The organism is Acetobacter pomorum (assembly GCF_002738225.1).
Lineage (GTDB): Bacteria > Pseudomonadota > Alphaproteobacteria > Acetobacterales > Acetobacteraceae > Acetobacter > Acetobacter pomorum.
Genome location: NZ_PEBQ01000144.1, coordinates 364486 through 381745, shown reverse-complemented (window position 1 = coordinate 381745; position 17260 = coordinate 364486). Strand labels below are relative to the sequence as shown.

Here is a 17260-nt window from a genome sequence, read left to right as displayed (position 1 = left end):
CCAGACAATATTGATACGCCTAAAAATGTGGCTGCCGCAGAACCTGCCCCCGTGCCGCAATCTGCGCCTTCCACATCTGTGGCAACACAGGCTGCTACGCCGGCACGCCGGGCAGAAAAACCTGTGGGGCGGATTGTCGCATCTCCACTTGCGCGGCGTATTGCTCACCAAAACAATATCGATCTGGCTACCCTAAAAGGAACAGGGCCCAATGGTCGTATTGTAAAGCGGGATGTAGAAGCAGCCCTTAGCAAAGCTCCAAGCTCTGAACAGGTGGCTTTTGCTGCTCCAGCATCTGGTGGCAGCCGTACTGTGCCACATACCACTATGCGCAAGGTTATCGCGCGCCGCTTGAGTGAATCCAAAGCCACCATTCCGCACTTCTATGTTTCCATTGATGTGGAACTGGATGCGCTGTTGGCGCTGCGCGCGCAGCTTAATGCCATGTCTCCGGCGGAAGGAGCTGATGCTTTCAAGCTGTCAGTGAATGACATGCTGATCAAGGCATCTGCCGTGGCCTTGAAACAGGTGCCGGAAGTGAACGCGTCTTACACAGAAGATGCCATGATCATGCATGAAGATGCAGATATCTCGGTTGCGGTCTCTCTTGATGATGGGTTGATCACACCTATTGTCAAACAGGCAGACCGCAAGAGCCTGAAAGAGATCAGTCAGCAAGCTAAGGATCTGATTGCCCGCGCTCGTGCTGGCAAACTGAAACCAGAAGAATTTCAGGGCGGTACATTTTCTATTTCCAATATGGGCATGTATGGCGTGAAAGACTTTGCCGCCATTGTTAACCCACCACAGGCTGCCATTCTGGCTATTGCTGCGGGTAAAAAACAGGCTGTGGTTAAGGGGAATGAACTGGCTATTGCCACTGTCATGACCGTCACCCTCTCGGTTGATCATCGTGTGGTGGATGGTGCTGCTGCGGCGCGCTGGCTTTCTGCTTTCCGGGCAGCGGTGGAATCTCCGCTCTCACTCGTTCTGTAACCGCGTGGCTTTCTGGAGATCACATATATTATGAGCCAGACTGATTTTGATATCATTGTTATTGGCGGTGGGCCGGGCGGTTATGTGGCAGCACTTCGGGCAGCACAGCTTAAGTTGTCCGTTGCTGTGGTGGAAGCCAACCACCTTGGGGGTATCTGTCTAAACTGGGGCTGTATTCCCACCAAGGCATTGCTCCGTGCTTCCGAGATCAACCACCTGTTGCATGACCTTGGCACATATGGGTTTAAGGCCGATGGCGTAAGCTTTGATTTTAAAGCAATTGTTGCACGCTCTCGTGCTGTTTCCAAACAGCTTGCCTCTGGTGTTCAACACTTGCTGAAAAAGGCCAAAGTTCCTGTTTTTAAAGGATTTGGCAAGCTGGACGGCACTGCTTCTGGTGGCAAGCGCAAAGTACTGGTGCAGCCGGAAAGTGGGGCATCACAAACGCTTACTGCCAAGCACGTTATTCTGGCCACAGGCGCACGTGCGCGTGCATTGCCGGGGCTGGAAGCAGATGGCAAACTTGTCTGGTCTTACCGAGAAGCCTTGGTGCCAGATGAGCTGCCCAAGCGGCTTCTGGTAATTGGATCGGGCGCTATTGGCACGGAATTTGCCTCATTCTATCGCAACATGGGGTCTGAAGTTACGCTGGTGGAAGTTGCGCCGCGTATTCTACCCGTGGAAGACGAAGAAATCAGCACCTTGGCCCGCAAGGAATTTGAAAAACAGGGCATGCGTGTTCTTACCAGTGCCAAGGTTGGGGCGCTGAAAAAGGGCAAGAATGATGTGACTGTGCCAGTGGAAGTAGGCGGCAAAACGGAAACCATTACCGTAGACCGCGTAATTTCTGCCGTGGGCATTGTCGGCAACGTTGAAAACATCGGGCTGGAAGGCACCAAGATCAAAGTGGATCGCACCCACGTGGTTACGGATGATCTGTGCCGTACGGGTGAACCCGGCGTTTACGCCATTGGTGACTTGGCCGGGGCCCCGTGGCTTGCCCACAAAGCCAGCCATGAAGCTGTCATGTGCGTTGAGGCCATTGCCGGAAAAACCGTGCATCCCATTGATATTACAAAAATCCCTGGTTGCACATACTGTCGCCCCCAAGTGGCTTCCGTGGGTTATACAGAAGCCCGCGCCAAGGAAGCCGGTTACAAGGTGCGTGTTGGCAAGTTCCCTCTTATGGCCAACGGTAAAGCACTTGCCATGGGTGAGCCTGAAGGCATGGTGAAAACCGTATTTGATGCCCAGACAGGTGAGCTTTTGGGTGCGCATATGATTGGCGCGGAAGTTACGGAAATGATTCAGGGCTTTGTAATTGCCCGCACAGCAGAGCTGACTGAAGCCGATTTGATGGAAACCATTTTCCCTCATCCCACCATTTCTGAATCCATGCACGAAGCCGTTCTGGCCGCTTATGGCGGAGCACTTCACTTCTAGTTTTGGTGTATCATCTCAAGGGTTTGATGTGACCAGAGCGCCATATGGAGCGTTCCTGCCTTGACTGTACGGCAGGAGCGTTCCAGTTCTGTGGTAACCCTTGGCAAAAGCGGGCAAAGATATGTCTATTCGCGTTGTGATTGATCATCGAACAGGAAGCAGCAGCTCCAGCAAGCTGCGTCATCCAGAAAAAGCACACCGGCCAGACAACCCCATAGCCCGTAAACCGGAATGGATACGCGTTAAGGCACCCAATCACCCCGTTTATCACGAAACGCGTGCATTGATGCGCAGCAACAAGCTGGTAACTGTGTGTGAGGAAGCCGCATGCCCGAACATTGGGGAATGCTGGTCTCAGCGCCATGCCACCATGATGATCATGGGGGAAATCTGTACACGCGCCTGCGCTTTCTGCAATGTTACTACCGGGCTGCCGCATGCATTGGATGCGGATGAACCTGCCCGTGTGGCAGAAGCCGTGGCCCGCCTTGGCCTGCGCCATGTGGTGATTACATCTGTAGATCGGGATGATCTGGAAGATGGAGGCGCACAGCATTTTGCACGGGTTATTCATGCCATCCGTGCGGCGGCCCCGGAAACAACCATTGAAATTCTGACACCAGATTTTTTACGTAAAAAGAACGCGTTAGAAGTGGTTGTTGAAGCACGGCCTGATGTGTTCAACCATAATCTGGAAACTGTTCCGCGCCTGTATCCCACCATTCGTCCGGGGGCACGTTATTATCAGTCTTTGCGCTTGCTGGATCGGGTAAAACAGCTTGATGCATCCATCTTTACCAAATCCGGGCTAATGCTTGGGCTAGGGGAAGAAAAGATGGAACTCGCTCAGGTCATGGATGATCTGCGCGTGGCAGATGTAGATTTTATTACAATGGGCCAGTATCTCCAGCCTACAGTCAAACATGCCCCAGTTGCACGTTTTGTTACCCCGGCAGAGTTTGAGGACTACGGCACAATGGCACGTGTAAAAGGGTTTTTGCAGGTCAGTTCCAGCCCACTTACGCGCTCCTCCTACCATGCCGATGCCGACTTTGCCGCACTGCGTGATGCACGCAATGCCCGCCTGAAGGAGGATATATAATGCCACAGCACGCAGAAAAGCGTGTTTTACCTTATCGCCCGGACCAGATTTTTGATCTTGTTGCCGATGTTGGCCAGTATCCCAAGTTTCTGCCCTGGTGCGTTGCAGCCAAGGTGCGCTCTCGCACCACTACGGAACTGGTTGCGGATCTGACCATTGGTTTTGGCCCGTTCCGGGAAAGCTTTACATCACGCGTAACGCTGGCGCGTCCGTCATCCATCACTGTGCGGTATGAACGTGGACCATTCCGGTATTTACGCAATATCTGGAAATTCACTGCAACGCCTGAAGGGTGCCTTGTAGAGTTTTTTGTAGATTTTGAGTTCCGCTCACGCATTCTGCAAGCTGCTATTGGTGTAGTGTTTACAGAAGCCACACGGCTTATGGTATCTGCCTTTATCAAGCGCGCGCGTGAAGTATATGGGCCACCACAAAACCAGATACCCGGCACAGCCCAAACCTGCACCAGTGAACACCCAGCAACCTAACTGCACAAGCGGGTGATTTTCTGTGGTTAATTTCCTTTGTTTCGGTTGAAAGCCTGCTTATGATACAAACAGGCAATTTTCTGTAACCTATTGTGGAATATGGGAATTGCCTGTGAAAAGGCGATTCAACCTTCATTAAGGAAATATATCCATATGAAAAAAATCCTTGCTGCCGCTCTGCTGGCATCCTCCGCAACGCTGGCTGTTGTGCCTGCCTTGGCTGCCGGAACAGCAACGCATGATGGTGCGCATACACATCACCACCATCACCATGAACATTGCCTTAACGGTAAATGCGCCGAAGGTGAAAAATCTGCCCAGAACAATGGGGATGCTGAAACAGCTGACCTGAACGCGAAAAGCTTGGCTGCTGCGCAGAACAATCAGGTGCCTACCGTTGCCGGGGCAACATCTGGCGTGGGTGCGCCCACTGTTCCAGCCGCACCAACTCTTACAGCGCCAAGCGTATCTGCCCCGGGTATTCCAGCTCCGGTCGCTGCGGGCACAGGTGTAAAAGCGCCTGCTTTTCCCAAAGCACCTACAGTTCCAGCCAATGGGCAGCTGCCGGCACCAGTGCCCGTACAATAATTTGGGGTTTTATGTACTGCTGTCAGTCTTTTCTGGCAGCAGTATTTCTGTCTGTTTTCAGCTCAAACGCTGCAAAATCAATTCAAAAGCATGGAATACGGCTTTTGCACGTACTTCCTCTCGGTTTCCGGAAAAAATCTGCTTATCCGTTACAACCGCATCATTTTTCATGGCTGTTGCAAACCATACAAGCCCCACTGGTTTTTCTGCAGACCCACCATCTGGCCCAGCTATGCCTGAAATCGCCACGGAAATGGAGGCCTGAGGAGAGGCTTTTAAGGCACCTTCAGCCATTTTTTCTACAGTTTGGACGCTTACAGCACCATAATCTTCCAATATCTGGGCGGGCACACCAAGCACAGCCTGCTTCATGGTGTTGGAATAGGTTACAAACCCACCTTCCGTTACATCAGAAGAACCGGGAAAATGGGTAAGCATGGCCGCAACCAACCCGCCTGTGCAACTTTCTGCCGTAACCACGCGCACGCTCATGTGCCGCAAACGCAAAAGCGTGCGCTCAGCCGCTGCCAAAACAGACTGATCTGAAAAAGAAAAACCTGCCACAGCCATAAAAACAAACCTTCCGGTTAGTGCGCTATGCGCGCCATACACTCACGCACGCCCTTTACACATAACGCTGCCATGGAACCGGCAACCACATCATCTCCCATCACACCTATGGCATCATGCCGCTTATCCAGCACGCCAACCGGGCCGGGCTTTGTAATATCGAACAACCGGAAAAAGGCAAAAGCCAGTAGGGGATACATCCAGAACCATTTTTCACGGGCTTGTTCTTCTGTTTTAGGTAGGCAGGCCAGCAGGGCTATCCACATTCCCGCCACTTCATCAATTACAATCCAACCATGATCTTCGCCTTGGCCGCTGCGTTTTGTGGCCCACCACCCCACCACAGTTACGGCTGCAATACCCGCCACCAAAAGGCGTGGGCGCTTTAGCAATGGCAGCCCCGTTATCAATGCCGCCAAAGAACCAACGGTGCCCGGCGCGCGTGGGGCAAGCCCGCAACCGCCGAATGTTGCAATCACTCTTGCCATATCCATTTTACTGGTTCCCCAATGCCACATAGATGGTCATGTTTTCCCACACACGCTGCACGTAATTTCGTGTTTCGGAATAAGGAATACTCTCAATCCAGTCGATCATCTCTTCGGCAGAAGCACCATTTTGGGCCGGATTACCGGCTGTGTTCAGCCAACGCGCCAAACGGGTAGGCCCACCATTATAGGCCGCAGCCATATACGGCACCACCACCCCAAAGCGAGACTGAATATGCTCCAGATAGGCTGTACCCAATTTCATGTTATTTTCCGGGTCATGCAGCCCGGCAGCTGTTGCAGCAGACGCCGGCAGACCCGTTACGCGCAGCATATCTCCTGCGGTAGAAGGCTTGAGCTGCATAAGCCCGATAGCGTTGGAAGGGCTGACAGCATCTGGATTGAAATTACTTTCCTGCCGCATCAGGCCCAGTGCAACACCTGCCGGTAGCGTGCTGGATGGCGGCGTATAAGGCAGCGGCCAGCCAGAGCGCAGCAGAAATACGCCATCTCGCCCCGCATGGCGGGAGACTGTTACAGCTATATCCGGCAAACCCAACTGCGCAGACAAGGAAGAAAGCGCCAGACGCTGCGGCGTACTTGTAACCTGCTGTTCAAGCATGTTCATAAAATCTCGCGCATGGGGGCGATCTCCCCATGAAACAAGGATCTGCGCTGCCTGCGCCAGCTCACTGCCAGAAACATAAACATCTTCCGATGTCGTTGTTTGCGGGTCACGCTCTGCTTTTAAGCGCGTGCGTGTTTCTTCTGGCACATTAGATGGGTCCAACAGCACATTATTGCGGCCTTCCAACGCGGCAGCGGCCATCTGCCCGTAAAACGTGCCGGGCAAAGCGGCGGCCTGTTGCCAATTTGCGTGGGCCGAAGCGGAATCTCCTGCAGCAGCACGTGCCCGCCCAAGCCAGTAAAAGCCGCGGCTACGCGTAATAAGGGCAGAAGACTGCGCAAGCGGGCGAAAAAAGCTTTCCGCTGTTGCTGGGTCATGCTGCAAACGCAGAGCAATCCAACCAGATAAAAACTGTGCATCCAACCGGTTGGTCGGCGTTGTGACTGTATCATTTGCCACGGCAAAAGCATCCGCCGCATGGCCTGCCTGAATAAGCTCGCGCGCCAACGTATCCCGTTCCCGCCAGAAGGAAGCACCATGTGTGCTGCGTTCGGCCTCTACGCCAGATCCTTTCCAGAGCGCCACGGCTTCATCATAACGCTGCTGTTTGCGGAGCCAGCGCGCATGATTGAGAATAAGGTAAGGGTCAGACCGCTGATTGGCAGGTAGGCCGGCGGCCAGCGTTTCTGCCGCTGGATCATCCGCACGAAAAGCCAAGCGGGCCTGCGCCAGCGGCTGCTTTTGGGCAGAAACAGTAGGCAGGGTTTGTTTGGCGGCCGCGACCAGCCCATTTTTTTCTTCACGATCAAACCGCAACCATGAGCGTTCTGGCGTAATGGCAGACGCAAAGTTGCTTTGCAGCGCTGCGGCGGCGGAACTGGCATCATTACCATTTACCCAAGCCTGTGCGGCTTCTGTATTCAAACGCTTACTTAAATCCGCCGAGGCCGGAACCTGTGTGGCACACTGCGCAAGAGCAGGGCCGTATGTCAGATTTTGCGAAGCACACAGCCGGGCCAGCACTGCCGGATCTGTTTCCTTGGCCAATGCCAGCTGCATGCGGGATGTCAGCAACTGCCAACGGGGCCATACCGGGCGTGTTTGCAGAAAATCGGCATAAGCCTGTGCACTGTTTTGCGAGGATTTCACCAACCCCAGCCAGACCGTTAACCGGCTGGCAACATCACTTGTTGGAGGTGTGCCTTGGGCTGCCTGCTGCTCGGTTGGCCATGCAAAGCGGTTTTCAGAAGTTCCCTGCTGCTCTGACGAGGTGGAGGAGCAGGCGCTCAACCCCACACACGCCAGAGAAACAGCTGCCACAAGGCGGTATCGGTACGAAATCGCAAAACGTCTCATACCATAGAATCAGCGCGTTTCCCGCGCGTTGGCAAGTGCTTTCCGCATGACCCCAAAATCAGTGCGGCAAATGTCCCCAAACTTCACCACCCCCTTTAACAATCAGTTCAATGGCAACAGCCAGCACAATCAGCAAACCAACCCACGAAATCCATTTGTACTTATCAAGCAAGCGGGCAATAACAGAAGCAGCCAGCCCCATCAGCAACACAGAAAGTGCCAGCCCTGCCACCAGAATACCCGGATGTTCCCGCGCAGCACCGGCTACTGCCAGCACGTTATCCAAACTCATTGACAAATCAGCAATCAGGATACGGATAACCGCTTTTCCCAAACTTCCGGGGGGAGGTGGCCCAGCATCTGCGTTTTCATGCTGATCACGCATTTCGCGGTACATGCGCCAGCAAACCCAAAGCAACAAAAACCCGCCCGCAAGCGTAAGCCCCACAATGGCCAGCAGACGCACAGCCACAAGTGCCAGCAAAATACGGATAATGGCTGCCAGCCCCACACCGGCAAAAATGGCTTTCCGTCGCTCTGCGCCAGAAAGAGACCGTACCGCCATACCAATAACAACGGCGTTATCTCCCGCCAGTGTCACATCAATCAGCACAACCTGCAAAAAGGCGACAAATGCTGTCAGGCTGAAGGAATTCAGAAAGCCGTCCACGCTTACTCCGATTCGAAAAACAGGACGCCAAGACGCCCGAAAAGGCGGCAGTTTCGGGAAGGCGCACAAAAAGTCAAAGTTTTCTGCTTTGCGGGCAGACGAAAGGCGCGAAATCCGCTAGAGAGACGGCCACCTGTTGGCTTTACTCTGTTGGTTAAGGAATTTTGCGTTATGGTGCCGCGTTATACTCGCCCCGTCATGGCCGCCATCTGGTCTCCCACAAACCGCTATCGCATCTGGTTTGAAATTGAAGCGCTGGCGTGTGAAGCCATGGCTGAATATGGCACCGTGCCAAAGGAAGCCGCCAAGGTTGTGCGCGAAAAGGGCGATGCCGCCATGGCCGCTTTTTCTGACGCCGATCTGGCCCGCATTGATGAAATTGAAGCCGAAACCCGGCACGACGTCATTGCCTTTCTGACATGGCTGGCAGAAAAGGTTGGCCCGGAAAGCCGCTTTGTGCATTTGGGCATGACATCATCCGATGTGCTGGACACCTGTTTGGCCGTACAGCTTGTGCAGGCCACAGACCTGCTGCTGAAAGATCTGGATGGTGTGCTGGATGCGCTGAAAACGCGCGCTTTCGAACACAAACACACCCTTACTATTGGCCGCAGCCACGGTATTCATGCCGAACCCACATCCTTTGGGCTGAAGCTGGCGGGCCATTACGCAGAATTCGCTCGCAACAAAAAACGGCTTGAAACTGCACGCGCTGAAATTGCTACCTGTGCCATTTCTGGCGCTGTAGGCACCTATGCGCATCTGGACCCACGTGTTGAATCCTATGTAGCAGAACGTTTGGGGCTGAAACCGGAAACCGTTTCCACACAGGTGATCCCGCGTGATCGGCATGCCGCTTATTTCTGCGCTCTGGCCGTTATTGCTAGTGGCATTGAACGTCTGGCCATTGAAGTGCGCCATCTCCAGCGCTCCGAAGTGCGAGAAGCGGAAGAATTTTTCCATAAGGGCCAAAAGGGCTCTTCCGCCATGCCGCACAAGCGCAACCCGGTGCTGACAGAAAACCTGACGGGCCTGGCCCGCCTGGTACGTTCCGCCGTTATTCCGGCGCTGGAAGATGTGGCTCTGTGGCACGAACGCGATATCAGCCATTCCTCTGTAGAACGGAACATCTGCCCAGATGCCACAATCGGGCTGGATTTTGCCCTTGTGCGTCTGTCTGGCATGATCTCTAAAATGCTGGTGTATCCAGACCGTATGGCTGCCAATATTGAAAGCCTTGGCGGTGTTGTACATTCCGGAGAAGTGCTGCTGGCACTGGCCAAAGCTGGTCTGTCGCGTGAAGATGCCTACCGGATCGTGCAGCGTAATGCCATGGAAACATGGACCAAGCTGGGCACGCCAGAATGCAAAACCTTCCGTGAAAATCTGGACGCAGATCCGGAAATTTCTGGCCGTATCTCTCCTGACGTTCTGGATGCGGCAATGGATAGCCGCCAGCACCTGAAGGCGCTGGATACCCAGTACGAAAAAATCTTTGGTGAAACAGGGCCCCGCCAGTAAGCAGGCTCCCTTGTCATAGCAGGATATATCTTCCTACCCGGAAGCCTGCTATGAACCATATTAGCATGTAAGGGGCCATACTGCCTGGCCCCTTGAACAACAGCCAGTTCTGCCCGAACTGGCTTTACCCCTTTTTCGACAGGTAAGGATCATCATGGCCCGTCGGCGTCAGCTTTATGAAGGTAAAGCCAAAATCCTTTTTGAAGGCCCCGAACCTGGCACCCTTGTGCAGTATTTCAAGGACGATGCCACAGCAGGGAACGGCGCAAAAAGCGGCGTAATTACCGGTAAAGGCGTGTTAAACAACCGTATCAGTGAATTTCTGATGCTGCGGTTGCAGGAAATCGGCATTCCCACGCATTTTATCCGCCGCATCAACATGCGTGAGCAGTTGGTAAAGGAAGTGGAAATTATTCCGCTCGAAGTGGTTGTGCGGAACATTGCCGCTGGCAGCATTTCCAAACGCTTTGATATTCCCGAAGGTGAGCGCCTGCCGCGCCCGATTGTGGAATTCTATTACAAGAACGATGCGCTGGGTGATCCTCTGGTTTCAGAAGACCACATCATCGCCTTCGGCTGGGCCTGCCCGCACGATATGGAAGAAATTACCGGCATGGCCATGCGGGTAAATGATTTTCTATGCGGGCTGTTCAGCGGTATCGGCATCCAGTTGGTTGATTTCAAACTGGAGTTCGGCCGTATCTGGGAAGGCGAGGAGATGCAGATTGTGCTGGCAGATGAAATCTCGCCAGATAACTGCCGCCTGTGGGATATGCATACGCACGAAAAACTGGATAAAGACCGGTTCCGCCGCGATATGGGCAACGTAAAAGAAGCCTATCAGGAAGTGGCGCGCCGCATGGGCATCCTGCCAGAAAACGGGGCAGGTGGAGATATGAAGGGGCCGGAAACGGTTCAGTAACCACGCTGGTGGCAACGGGAGCTTGAAAATGAAGGTACGTGTAACCGTCATGCTGAAGGACGGTGTTCTGGATCCGCAGGGCAAGGCCATTAGCCACGCATTGCAGACACTTGGTTTTGAAGGCGTGCACGATGTGCGCGTGGGCAAGGTGATTGAGCTGGATCTGCCGGGTGCCAAAGCCGAGGAAGCCCAGAAAAAGGCCGATGCCATGGCGCGTGATCTGCTGGCCAACCTGGTGATTGAAGATTACTCTGTAGAGGTGGTGGAATGAAGCGCACCCTTCTTATAGCGCTGACATTGGCATGCGCGGCACCGGGCTTGGCCCATGCCCAGCGCATTGCCCCCATGAAGGCAGGCAACTTTGCCCGCCTTTGCACGCGCGCCACCAGTGCTGGCATTTGCGATGCCTATATTGGCGGCCTGACGGATGGGGTCTCTCTTTCCAAAATCAATGATCGGAACGAGGGCGATCCTTCTGCGCCTGCTGGTTTTTGTGTTCCCGCTACAGAAACCATGCCCGTTATGCGCTCCAAGGTACTTACCTGGCTGAAAGCGCATTCTGAAACACTGGACAAGCCGGTTGGTGAAAGTGTTTTTGCCGCCCTGCATGCCTCTTATCCGTGCAGTGTGAAAAAATGAAAGCAGCAATTATCGTATTCCCCGGCACAAACCGGGAGCGCGATATGGCCATTGCCCTCAAGCGCGTTACAGGGCAGGCCCCGCGCATGATCTGGCACCATGAAACAGATCTGGGAGATACCGATCTGGTCGTGCTGCCAGGTGGTTTCAGCTATGGCGATTATCTGCGCTGTGGTGCCATGGCCGCGCATTCTCCCATCATGGGGGCTATCAAAGCCTTTGCCCAAAAAGGTGGCCATATTTTGGGTGTGTGCAACGGTTTCCAGATTTTAACGGAAACGGGGCTTCTGCCCGGTGCACTGTTGCGCAACGCCAACCTACGCTTTCTCTCTCAGGATTGCTACCTGAAGGTGGAAGCAGAGAACACGCCTTTCACGCACAAGTGGAAAAAAGGTGATGTTTTCCGCACTCCGCTGGCGCATGGTGATGGCAATTACACAGCAGATATTGCCACGCTGGAACGGCTTGAAGGTGAAGGTCTTGTGGCTTTCCGCTATGCCGATGCCAAAGGCAATGTGCAGGCTGATGATGCCATCAGCAACCCCAATGGCAGCATCAACAGCATTGCGGGTATTCTGAGCGAAAACAAACGCATTTGCGGCATGATGCCTCATCCGGAAGATCTGGTTGATCCTCTCATGGGTGGGGAAGATGGTCTGCCATTGTTCCAAGGTCTGGTGGAGGCTGTAGTCCGGTGAATAAGCCTGTAACCGTTGATGAATCTCTCGCCCGTGAATTCGGGCTGACATCCGAGGAATACGGGCGTGTGCTGTCCATTATGGGCCGCACCCCCAGCCTGACAGAACTGGGCGTGTTCTCTGTGATGTGGTCGGAACACTGCTCCTACAAATCTTCCCGCAAGTGGCTGCGCACGCTGCCCACCAAAGCGCCATGGGTTATTCATGGTCCCGGTGAAAATGCTGGCGTGGTGGATATTGGGCAGGGCTATGCCGCCATCTTCAAGATGGAAAGCCATAACCACCCATCCTTTATCGAGCCCTATCAGGGGGCTGCCACGGGTGTTGGCGGTATTCTGCGCGATGTGTTCACCATGGGTGCGCGCCCCATTGCCAACCTGAACGCACTGCGTTTTGGCAGCCCGGAAAACCCCGTAACCCGCCGCGTGATTGATGGCGTGGTGCGTGGTATTGGCGGCTATGGCAACTGTGTTGGCGTGCCCACCGTAGGCGGGGAAATCAACTTCCACCCGGCCTATGATGGCAACCCGCTGGTCAACGCCATGACGGTTGGTTTGGCCCGTAAGGACCGTATCTTCCTTTCGGCCGCAGCTGGTGTTGGCAACCCGGTTGTTTACGTGGGCTCCCGCACAGGGCGTGATGGCATTCATGGTGCCACCATGTCTTCCGCCGAGTTTGATGAAGATGCACTTTCAAAGCGCCCCACGGTACAGGTGGGTGACCCCTTTATTGAAAAGCTGCTGATTGAAGCCTGTCTGGAACTGATGGCAACAGATGCCATTATCGCCATTCAGGACATGGGCGCTGCGGGTCTGACATCTTCTTCCGTGGAAATGGCAGGCAAGGGCGGCGTAGGTATCGAGCTTGATCTGGATGCCGTGCCTCAGCGTGAGCCGAATATGACGGCTTATGAAATGATGCTGTCTGAAAGCCAGGAACGCATGCTGATGGTGCTGCGCCCTGACCGGACAGACGTGGCCCGCAAGATCTTTGAAAAATGGGAACTGGATTTTGCCATTATCGGGCATCTGACAGATACCGGCCACATCGTCGTCAAGCACAAAGGGCAGTTGGAAGCCGATATTCCGCTGGACCCATTGGCAGAGCAGGCCCCCATTTACGATCGCCCAGCAACACCACCCAAAGCGCCGGCTCCGCTGGAAGGTGTGCATGCACCGCTTTCTTTGGATGCCACGTTGCTTAAGCTTGTGGGTTCGCCAGATCTGGCCTCTCGCGCATGGGTGTGGAACCAGTATGATAGCACCGTAGGTGGGCAGACAGTTCGTCGCCCGGGTGCTGCTGATGCGGCTATTGTGAAGGTGGAAGATACAGACATCGGTCTGGCCATCACCACAGATTGCACTCCGCGCTACTGTCAGGCAGACCCCAAAACGGGTGGCGCTCAGGCTGTTGCCGAGGCATGGCGTAACCTTACAGCCACCGGTGCACGCCCACTGGCCGTAACGGATAACCTGAACTTCGCCAACCCGGAAAAACCCGAGATCATGGGCCAGTTTGTGGCTGCGGTTGAAGGGATGGGGAAAGCCTGTTCAGCGCTGGATTTCCCGGTCGTGAGCGGTAACGTGTCTCTTTATAACGAAACACGAAACCCAGATGGTTCCACCACCGCCATTCTGCCCACACCCGCCATTGGCGCTTTGGGCGTTCTGGATGATGTGAACAAGGCTGTTGGCCTTGGCATGCAACCAGAATCTGACGTGGTGCTGATTGGTGAAACCAAGGGTGAACTCGGCCAGACCATCTGGCTGCGTGAAATCCTTGGTCAGGAAGCAGGTGCGCCGCCGCCGGTCGATCTGGCGGCTGAAAAATGCAATGGTGACTTTGTGCGCAGCGCCATTCTGGATGGCACCATTACAGCCTGCCATGACATTGCTGACGGTGGCATTATGGTTGCTGTTGCAGAAATGGTTATGGCCAGCGGCATTGGATGTGAACTGGAAAGCCCCACTTCCGGCATTCGGCCAGAAGCCTTCTGGTTTGGGGAAGATCAGGCCCGTTATCTGGCCTGCGTGGCAGATGGCAAAGCCCTGTGTGCCCGTGCGCAGGCTGCCGGTGTGCCCGCACGTATTATTGCCCGCTCAGGCGGAAATGATTTGATTCTGCCAAGCGGCGTCACCATATCGGCAGCACGCCTGAAAACAGCCCATGAAGCATTTTTCCCGATGCTGATGGGCAACTAACAAAACAAGCGGGAAGGAAGCAGACCGATGGCAATGTCCGCCACAGAACTCGAAACCTATATTCGGGAGGCTTTTCCGGATGCCCAGATCAAGATTGATGATCTGGCAGGGGATGGTGACCATTATGCCTGTTCCGTGGTGAGCGAAGCCTTCCGGGGCCTTTCACGCGTGCGGCAGCATCAGCTTGTCTATCAGGCCCTGCAGGGCCATATGGGTGGCAAGCTGCATGCGCTGGCGCTTACAACTTCTGCTCCCTAATCACTTAGCTTTTAAGGATATCAGACCATGACAGACACAGCACAGCAGCGCATCAAGCAGGATATTGAAGCTAACCCCGTCATGCTGTTCATGAAAGGGGATGCCGATTTCCCTCAGTGTGGTTTTTCTGCCCGCGTTGTGCAGATTCTCCAGCACCTTGGCGTACCTTTCAAAACCGAAAACGTGCTGGCTGATCCGGCCATCCGTCAGGGCATTAAGGATTTCTCAAACTGGCCGACAATTCCTCAGCTTTACGTAAAAGGGGAATTTATTGGCGGGTGCGATATTGTCACCGAAATGTATCAGTCTGGTGAGCTGCAAAACCTGTTCAAGGAAAAAAACATTCCCTGTAACGCACCGGCCTGATTTTTAGGTTGTCAAGTGGGGAGGGGGCTGTATAGTTCCTGAAGAAAAGAGAAACAGGTTGGGATCAGATTGATGAAACGAGTTGCGGTTGTACGTGGCGCTCTTGCTCTTACAGCACTTGGCGTAGGGTTGGTCACCACATCTTCCTCTGCTCGGGCAGAACGCATTATCTCTGATCTGGAAGCCAGTAAGCTGACTTTTGCAGCACTTACCGCGGCACCTGCGCCGGTTGTGCACCATGCACGACACGTGGCTATGGCCAAGTCTTCACACCACGTTGTGCTGGCTGCGGCTTCCCGCGGTAAGGCGCATAGCATGGTTCGGCTTGTCAGCTATCATCCAGCACATGCGGTTTCGGCGCATAGTGTCAAAGGCCGTCACCGTACCTGATTTTTCTTTTTATACCCATTTACGTTTTAAGGGCGCTTCTGTTGCAGGAGCGCCCTTTTACGTTTGGCGGATAATGTCTTCCAGCCTTTCCATTCTGCCTACATCATCAAAAACAAACAGATCAAAACGTATTTCTTCATAGTGCCAATAAGGATGCTTTTGCAGCAAACATTCTGCTGCCCGAAACAGCCGCCGCTGTTGCGCTGGCTGTAAACTTATCAAGGCTTCCTCTATGGAGCGCCGTTTTTTTACTTCCACAAAACACAGAACTGCTGCTTTACTGGCAACAATATCAATTTCGCCCCGGCGCGTGCGGGCTCTGCGCAAAAGCACTGTCCATCCTTCCTGCTCCAGCCAGTGGCAGGTCTGCTCTTCCGCTGCTATTCCTTGCGTATAAGCAACACGACCGCTTTGTTGTTTTTGCAAAAATGTCGGCTTCTGTTTTGCAACCACTTTGTTCGGTATCTTATGCCCCAGCCCATTTTGTGTGAGCATTTTGTCTATCATGTTGCCTGATTTTTCCATTTCGCCTTTTACACTTGTTCTTACACTTATCAGGTTTGTGCTGGTTGTTTCTGTCGGGTTGCACATTCTGCTTACAAAACGCAACACGGCATCTGCTATCGGGTGGATAGGCGCATGTGTTTTTATGCCGCTTTTGGGCACAACCCTTTATTTAATGTTCGGCATCAACCGTGTAACCCGTTTGGCCAAAAAGCTGGTGGGAGATCGTTCCCCCCGACGGTTGGAAACAGAACAACCTTCCTCATGGAATAGGGAACTTGAAGGGCAGTTTGCCCCATTGGCTCTTATGGTGGGCAAGCTCAGTAGCCGTCCCTTGGTCGGGGGCAATTCCATTATTCCGCTGCATGATGGTGATGGTGCTTACCCGCACATGCTGGAAGCGATTGATGGCGCCAGCAAAAGCATTCTGCTCTGTTCCTATATTTTTAGAGATGACAAAGTTGGTGGCCTGTTTGCAGATAAACTGGTTGCCGCACACAAACGCGGCGTACAGGTACGTGTGCTGGTTGATGGTATAGGAAGTGGCTATTTCCTTTCTCCCCTTTATCATCGCTTGCGGCGGGCAGGGGTGCCGTGTGCGCGTTTTATGCATTCTCTGCTGCCGTGGCGGATGCCTTTCATCAATTTGCGAGATCACCGCAAAATTCTGGTCGTGGATGGGCGCATCGGCTTTCTTGGCGGGCTGAATATTGCGGATGAGAACATGGTTTCCCGCAAACCCAAACATCCGGTCTCAGATACACATTTTAAAGTGGAAGGTCCGGTTGTACGCCAACTGGCTGAAGCCGCTGCGTGGGATTGGTATTTTACCACGCAGGAACGCCTGCAGGGTGATCTGTATTTTCAGGAACATAAAAGCACGGGTGAATCACTGGCACGTATTGTAACAGCTGGCCCGGATACAGATCTGGAAAAAATAGAATACACCATGTTGCAGGCCATTACTCTGGCCCGGAAAAACGTTAGGTTGATGACACCTTATTTTCTGCCGGGCCAACGCCTGATGTCAGAACTCGGGCTGGCGGCACTCCGCGGGGTGCAGGTTGACCTCATCATTCCGCACCAAAGTAACCATTTGCCATTGGATTGGGCCTGCGCTGCCAACATCTCCCCCCTGCTGAACGCAGGGGTGCGTGTGTGGCTGGCCAACCCGCCTTTTAATCATTCCAAACTCATGGTGGTGGATCGGGCGTGGTCTTTTGTAGGCAGCTCCAACCTCGATATCCGCAGTTTACGGCTGAACTTTGAGGTCAATATGGAAATTTACGATACCGTATTGGCTGAAATCCTGGATGATTTCATCACCCGGCATCGCAATAAACGGCTTACTCACTATGATCTGGATAACCGCAATAAGGTTATTCAGCTTCGCGATGCATTTGCCAGATTGTTCATGCCGTATCTGTAAGAT

At 53.7% G+C, this 17260-nt stretch carries 20 protein-coding genes; 15 read left to right on the top strand and 5 right to left on the bottom strand.

Annotation, left to right across the window (positions count from 1 at the left end):
- The 5 genes from CSR02_RS11990 to CSR02_RS11970 form a co-directional block, all read left to right on the top strand.
- A partial coding sequence (locus CSR02_RS11990; protein ID WP_099541768.1) for a 2-oxo acid dehydrogenase subunit E2 occupies window positions 1-996 on the top strand: 996 nt, incomplete at its 5' end.
- Window positions 997-1026: 30 nt separating this feature from the next.
- Window positions 1027-2439: a dihydrolipoyl dehydrogenase gene (gene lpdA, locus CSR02_RS11985; RefSeq protein WP_099541767.1), complete on the top strand. Its 1413-nt coding sequence runs from the start codon at window positions 1027-1029 to the stop codon at window positions 2437-2439.
- 121 nt (window positions 2440-2560) lie between these two features.
- Entirely contained in the window at window positions 2561-3541 is a 981-nt protein-coding gene (gene lipA, locus CSR02_RS11980; RefSeq protein ID WP_042787436.1) for a lipoyl synthase, read from the top strand.
- Window positions 3541-4029, top strand: coding sequence for a type II toxin-antitoxin system RatA family toxin (locus CSR02_RS11975; protein ID WP_042787304.1), 489 nt, complete (start codon window positions 3541-3543; stop codon window positions 4027-4029). The genes lipA and CSR02_RS11975 overlap by 1 nt, the downstream gene beginning before the upstream one ends.
- A gap of 153 nt (window positions 4030-4182) precedes the next feature.
- Window positions 4183-4617: a hypothetical protein gene (locus CSR02_RS11970; RefSeq protein ID WP_099541766.1), complete on the top strand. Its 435-nt coding sequence runs from the start codon at window positions 4183-4185 to the stop codon at window positions 4615-4617.
- 57 nt (window positions 4618-4674) lie between these two features.
- Here CSR02_RS11970 and CSR02_RS11965 read toward each other — a convergent pair whose 3' ends face one another.
- From CSR02_RS11965 to CSR02_RS11950, 4 genes are read right to left on the bottom strand one after another with little or no spacing between them, the layout of a single operon-like run.
- Window positions 4675-5187: a CinA family protein gene (locus tag CSR02_RS11965; RefSeq protein WP_099541765.1), complete on the bottom strand. Its 513-nt coding sequence runs from the start codon at window positions 5185-5187 to the stop codon at window positions 4675-4677.
- 17 nt (window positions 5188-5204) lie between these two features.
- On the bottom strand, window positions 5205-5681 hold the full coding sequence (locus CSR02_RS11960) for a phosphatidylglycerophosphatase A family protein (protein WP_099541764.1): 477 nt from the start codon (window positions 5679-5681) through the stop codon (window positions 5205-5207).
- A 1-nt stretch (window position 5682) separates the two neighbouring features.
- Window positions 5683-7659 (bottom strand): lytic transglycosylase domain-containing protein, encoded by a 1977-nt coding sequence (locus tag CSR02_RS11955; protein ID WP_099541763.1) that lies wholly within the window; start codon window positions 7657-7659, stop codon window positions 5683-5685.
- A gap of 58 nt (window positions 7660-7717) precedes the next feature.
- Window positions 7718-8329, bottom strand: coding sequence for a TerC family protein (locus CSR02_RS11950; protein WP_099541787.1), 612 nt, complete (start codon window positions 8327-8329; stop codon window positions 7718-7720).
- A gap of 171 nt (window positions 8330-8500) precedes the next feature.
- Here CSR02_RS11950 and purB point away from each other — a divergent pair, with 171 nt between their 5' ends.
- The 9 genes from purB (at window position 8501) to CSR02_RS11905 (ending at window position 15324) form a co-directional block, all read left to right on the top strand.
- On the top strand, window positions 8501-9850 hold the full coding sequence (purB, locus tag CSR02_RS11945) for an adenylosuccinate lyase (RefSeq protein ID WP_099541762.1): 1350 nt from the start codon (window positions 8501-8503) through the stop codon (window positions 9848-9850).
- 154 nt (window positions 9851-10004) lie between these two features.
- Window positions 10005-10772 carry a phosphoribosylaminoimidazolesuccinocarboxamide synthase gene (gene purC, locus CSR02_RS11940; protein WP_042787311.1) on the top strand — a complete coding sequence of 256 codons (768 nt, stop codon included), beginning with the start codon at window positions 10005-10007 and terminating at the stop codon, window positions 10770-10772.
- A gap of 28 nt (window positions 10773-10800) precedes the next feature.
- Window positions 10801-11043 carry a phosphoribosylformylglycinamidine synthase subunit PurS gene (gene purS / locus CSR02_RS11935; RefSeq protein WP_042787312.1) on the top strand — a complete coding sequence of 81 codons (243 nt, stop codon included), beginning with the start codon at window positions 10801-10803 and terminating at the stop codon, window positions 11041-11043.
- Window positions 11040-11411: a Rap1a/Tai family immunity protein gene (locus CSR02_RS11930; RefSeq protein ID WP_099541761.1), complete on the top strand. Its 372-nt coding sequence runs from the start codon at window positions 11040-11042 to the stop codon at window positions 11409-11411. The genes purS and CSR02_RS11930 overlap by 4 nt, the downstream gene beginning before the upstream one ends.
- Entirely contained in the window at window positions 11408-12109 is a 702-nt protein-coding gene (gene purQ / locus CSR02_RS11925) for a phosphoribosylformylglycinamidine synthase subunit PurQ (protein WP_099541760.1), read from the top strand. Before CSR02_RS11930 ends, purQ begins: the two co-directional genes overlap by 4 nt.
- On the top strand, window positions 12106-14310 hold the full coding sequence (gene purL, locus CSR02_RS11920) for a phosphoribosylformylglycinamidine synthase subunit PurL (protein ID WP_099541759.1): 2205 nt from the start codon (window positions 12106-12108) through the stop codon (window positions 14308-14310). The genes purQ and purL overlap by 4 nt, the downstream gene beginning before the upstream one ends.
- Window positions 14311-14337: 27 nt before the next feature.
- A complete protein-coding gene (locus CSR02_RS11915; RefSeq protein WP_099541758.1) occupies window positions 14338-14568 on the top strand; it encodes a BolA/IbaG family iron-sulfur metabolism protein in 231 nt (76 codons plus the stop codon).
- Between the two features lie 27 nt (window positions 14569-14595).
- On the top strand, window positions 14596-14934 hold the full coding sequence (gene grxD, locus CSR02_RS11910; protein ID WP_003630611.1) for a Grx4 family monothiol glutaredoxin: 339 nt from the start codon (window positions 14596-14598) through the stop codon (window positions 14932-14934).
- Window positions 14935-15006: 72 nt separating this feature from the next.
- Window positions 15007-15324 carry a hypothetical protein gene (locus CSR02_RS11905; RefSeq protein ID WP_042787317.1) on the top strand — a complete coding sequence of 106 codons (318 nt, stop codon included), beginning with the start codon at window positions 15007-15009 and terminating at the stop codon, window positions 15322-15324.
- A 57-nt stretch (window positions 15325-15381) separates the two neighbouring features.
- On the opposite strand, the gene CSR02_RS11900 is transcribed toward CSR02_RS11905, so the two are convergent.
- Window positions 15382-15831 (bottom strand): YraN family protein, encoded by a 450-nt coding sequence (locus tag CSR02_RS11900; RefSeq protein WP_183172551.1) that lies wholly within the window; start codon window positions 15829-15831, stop codon window positions 15382-15384.
- Here CSR02_RS11900 and cls point away from each other — a divergent pair.
- The gene (gene cls, locus CSR02_RS11895) at window positions 15830-17257 is read left to right on the top strand and encodes a cardiolipin synthase (RefSeq protein WP_099541757.1); all 1428 of its coding nucleotides are present in this window, start codon (window positions 15830-15832) and stop codon (window positions 17255-17257) included. The genes CSR02_RS11900 and cls overlap by 2 nt on opposite strands.
- Window positions 17258-17260 lie beyond the last annotated feature (3 nt).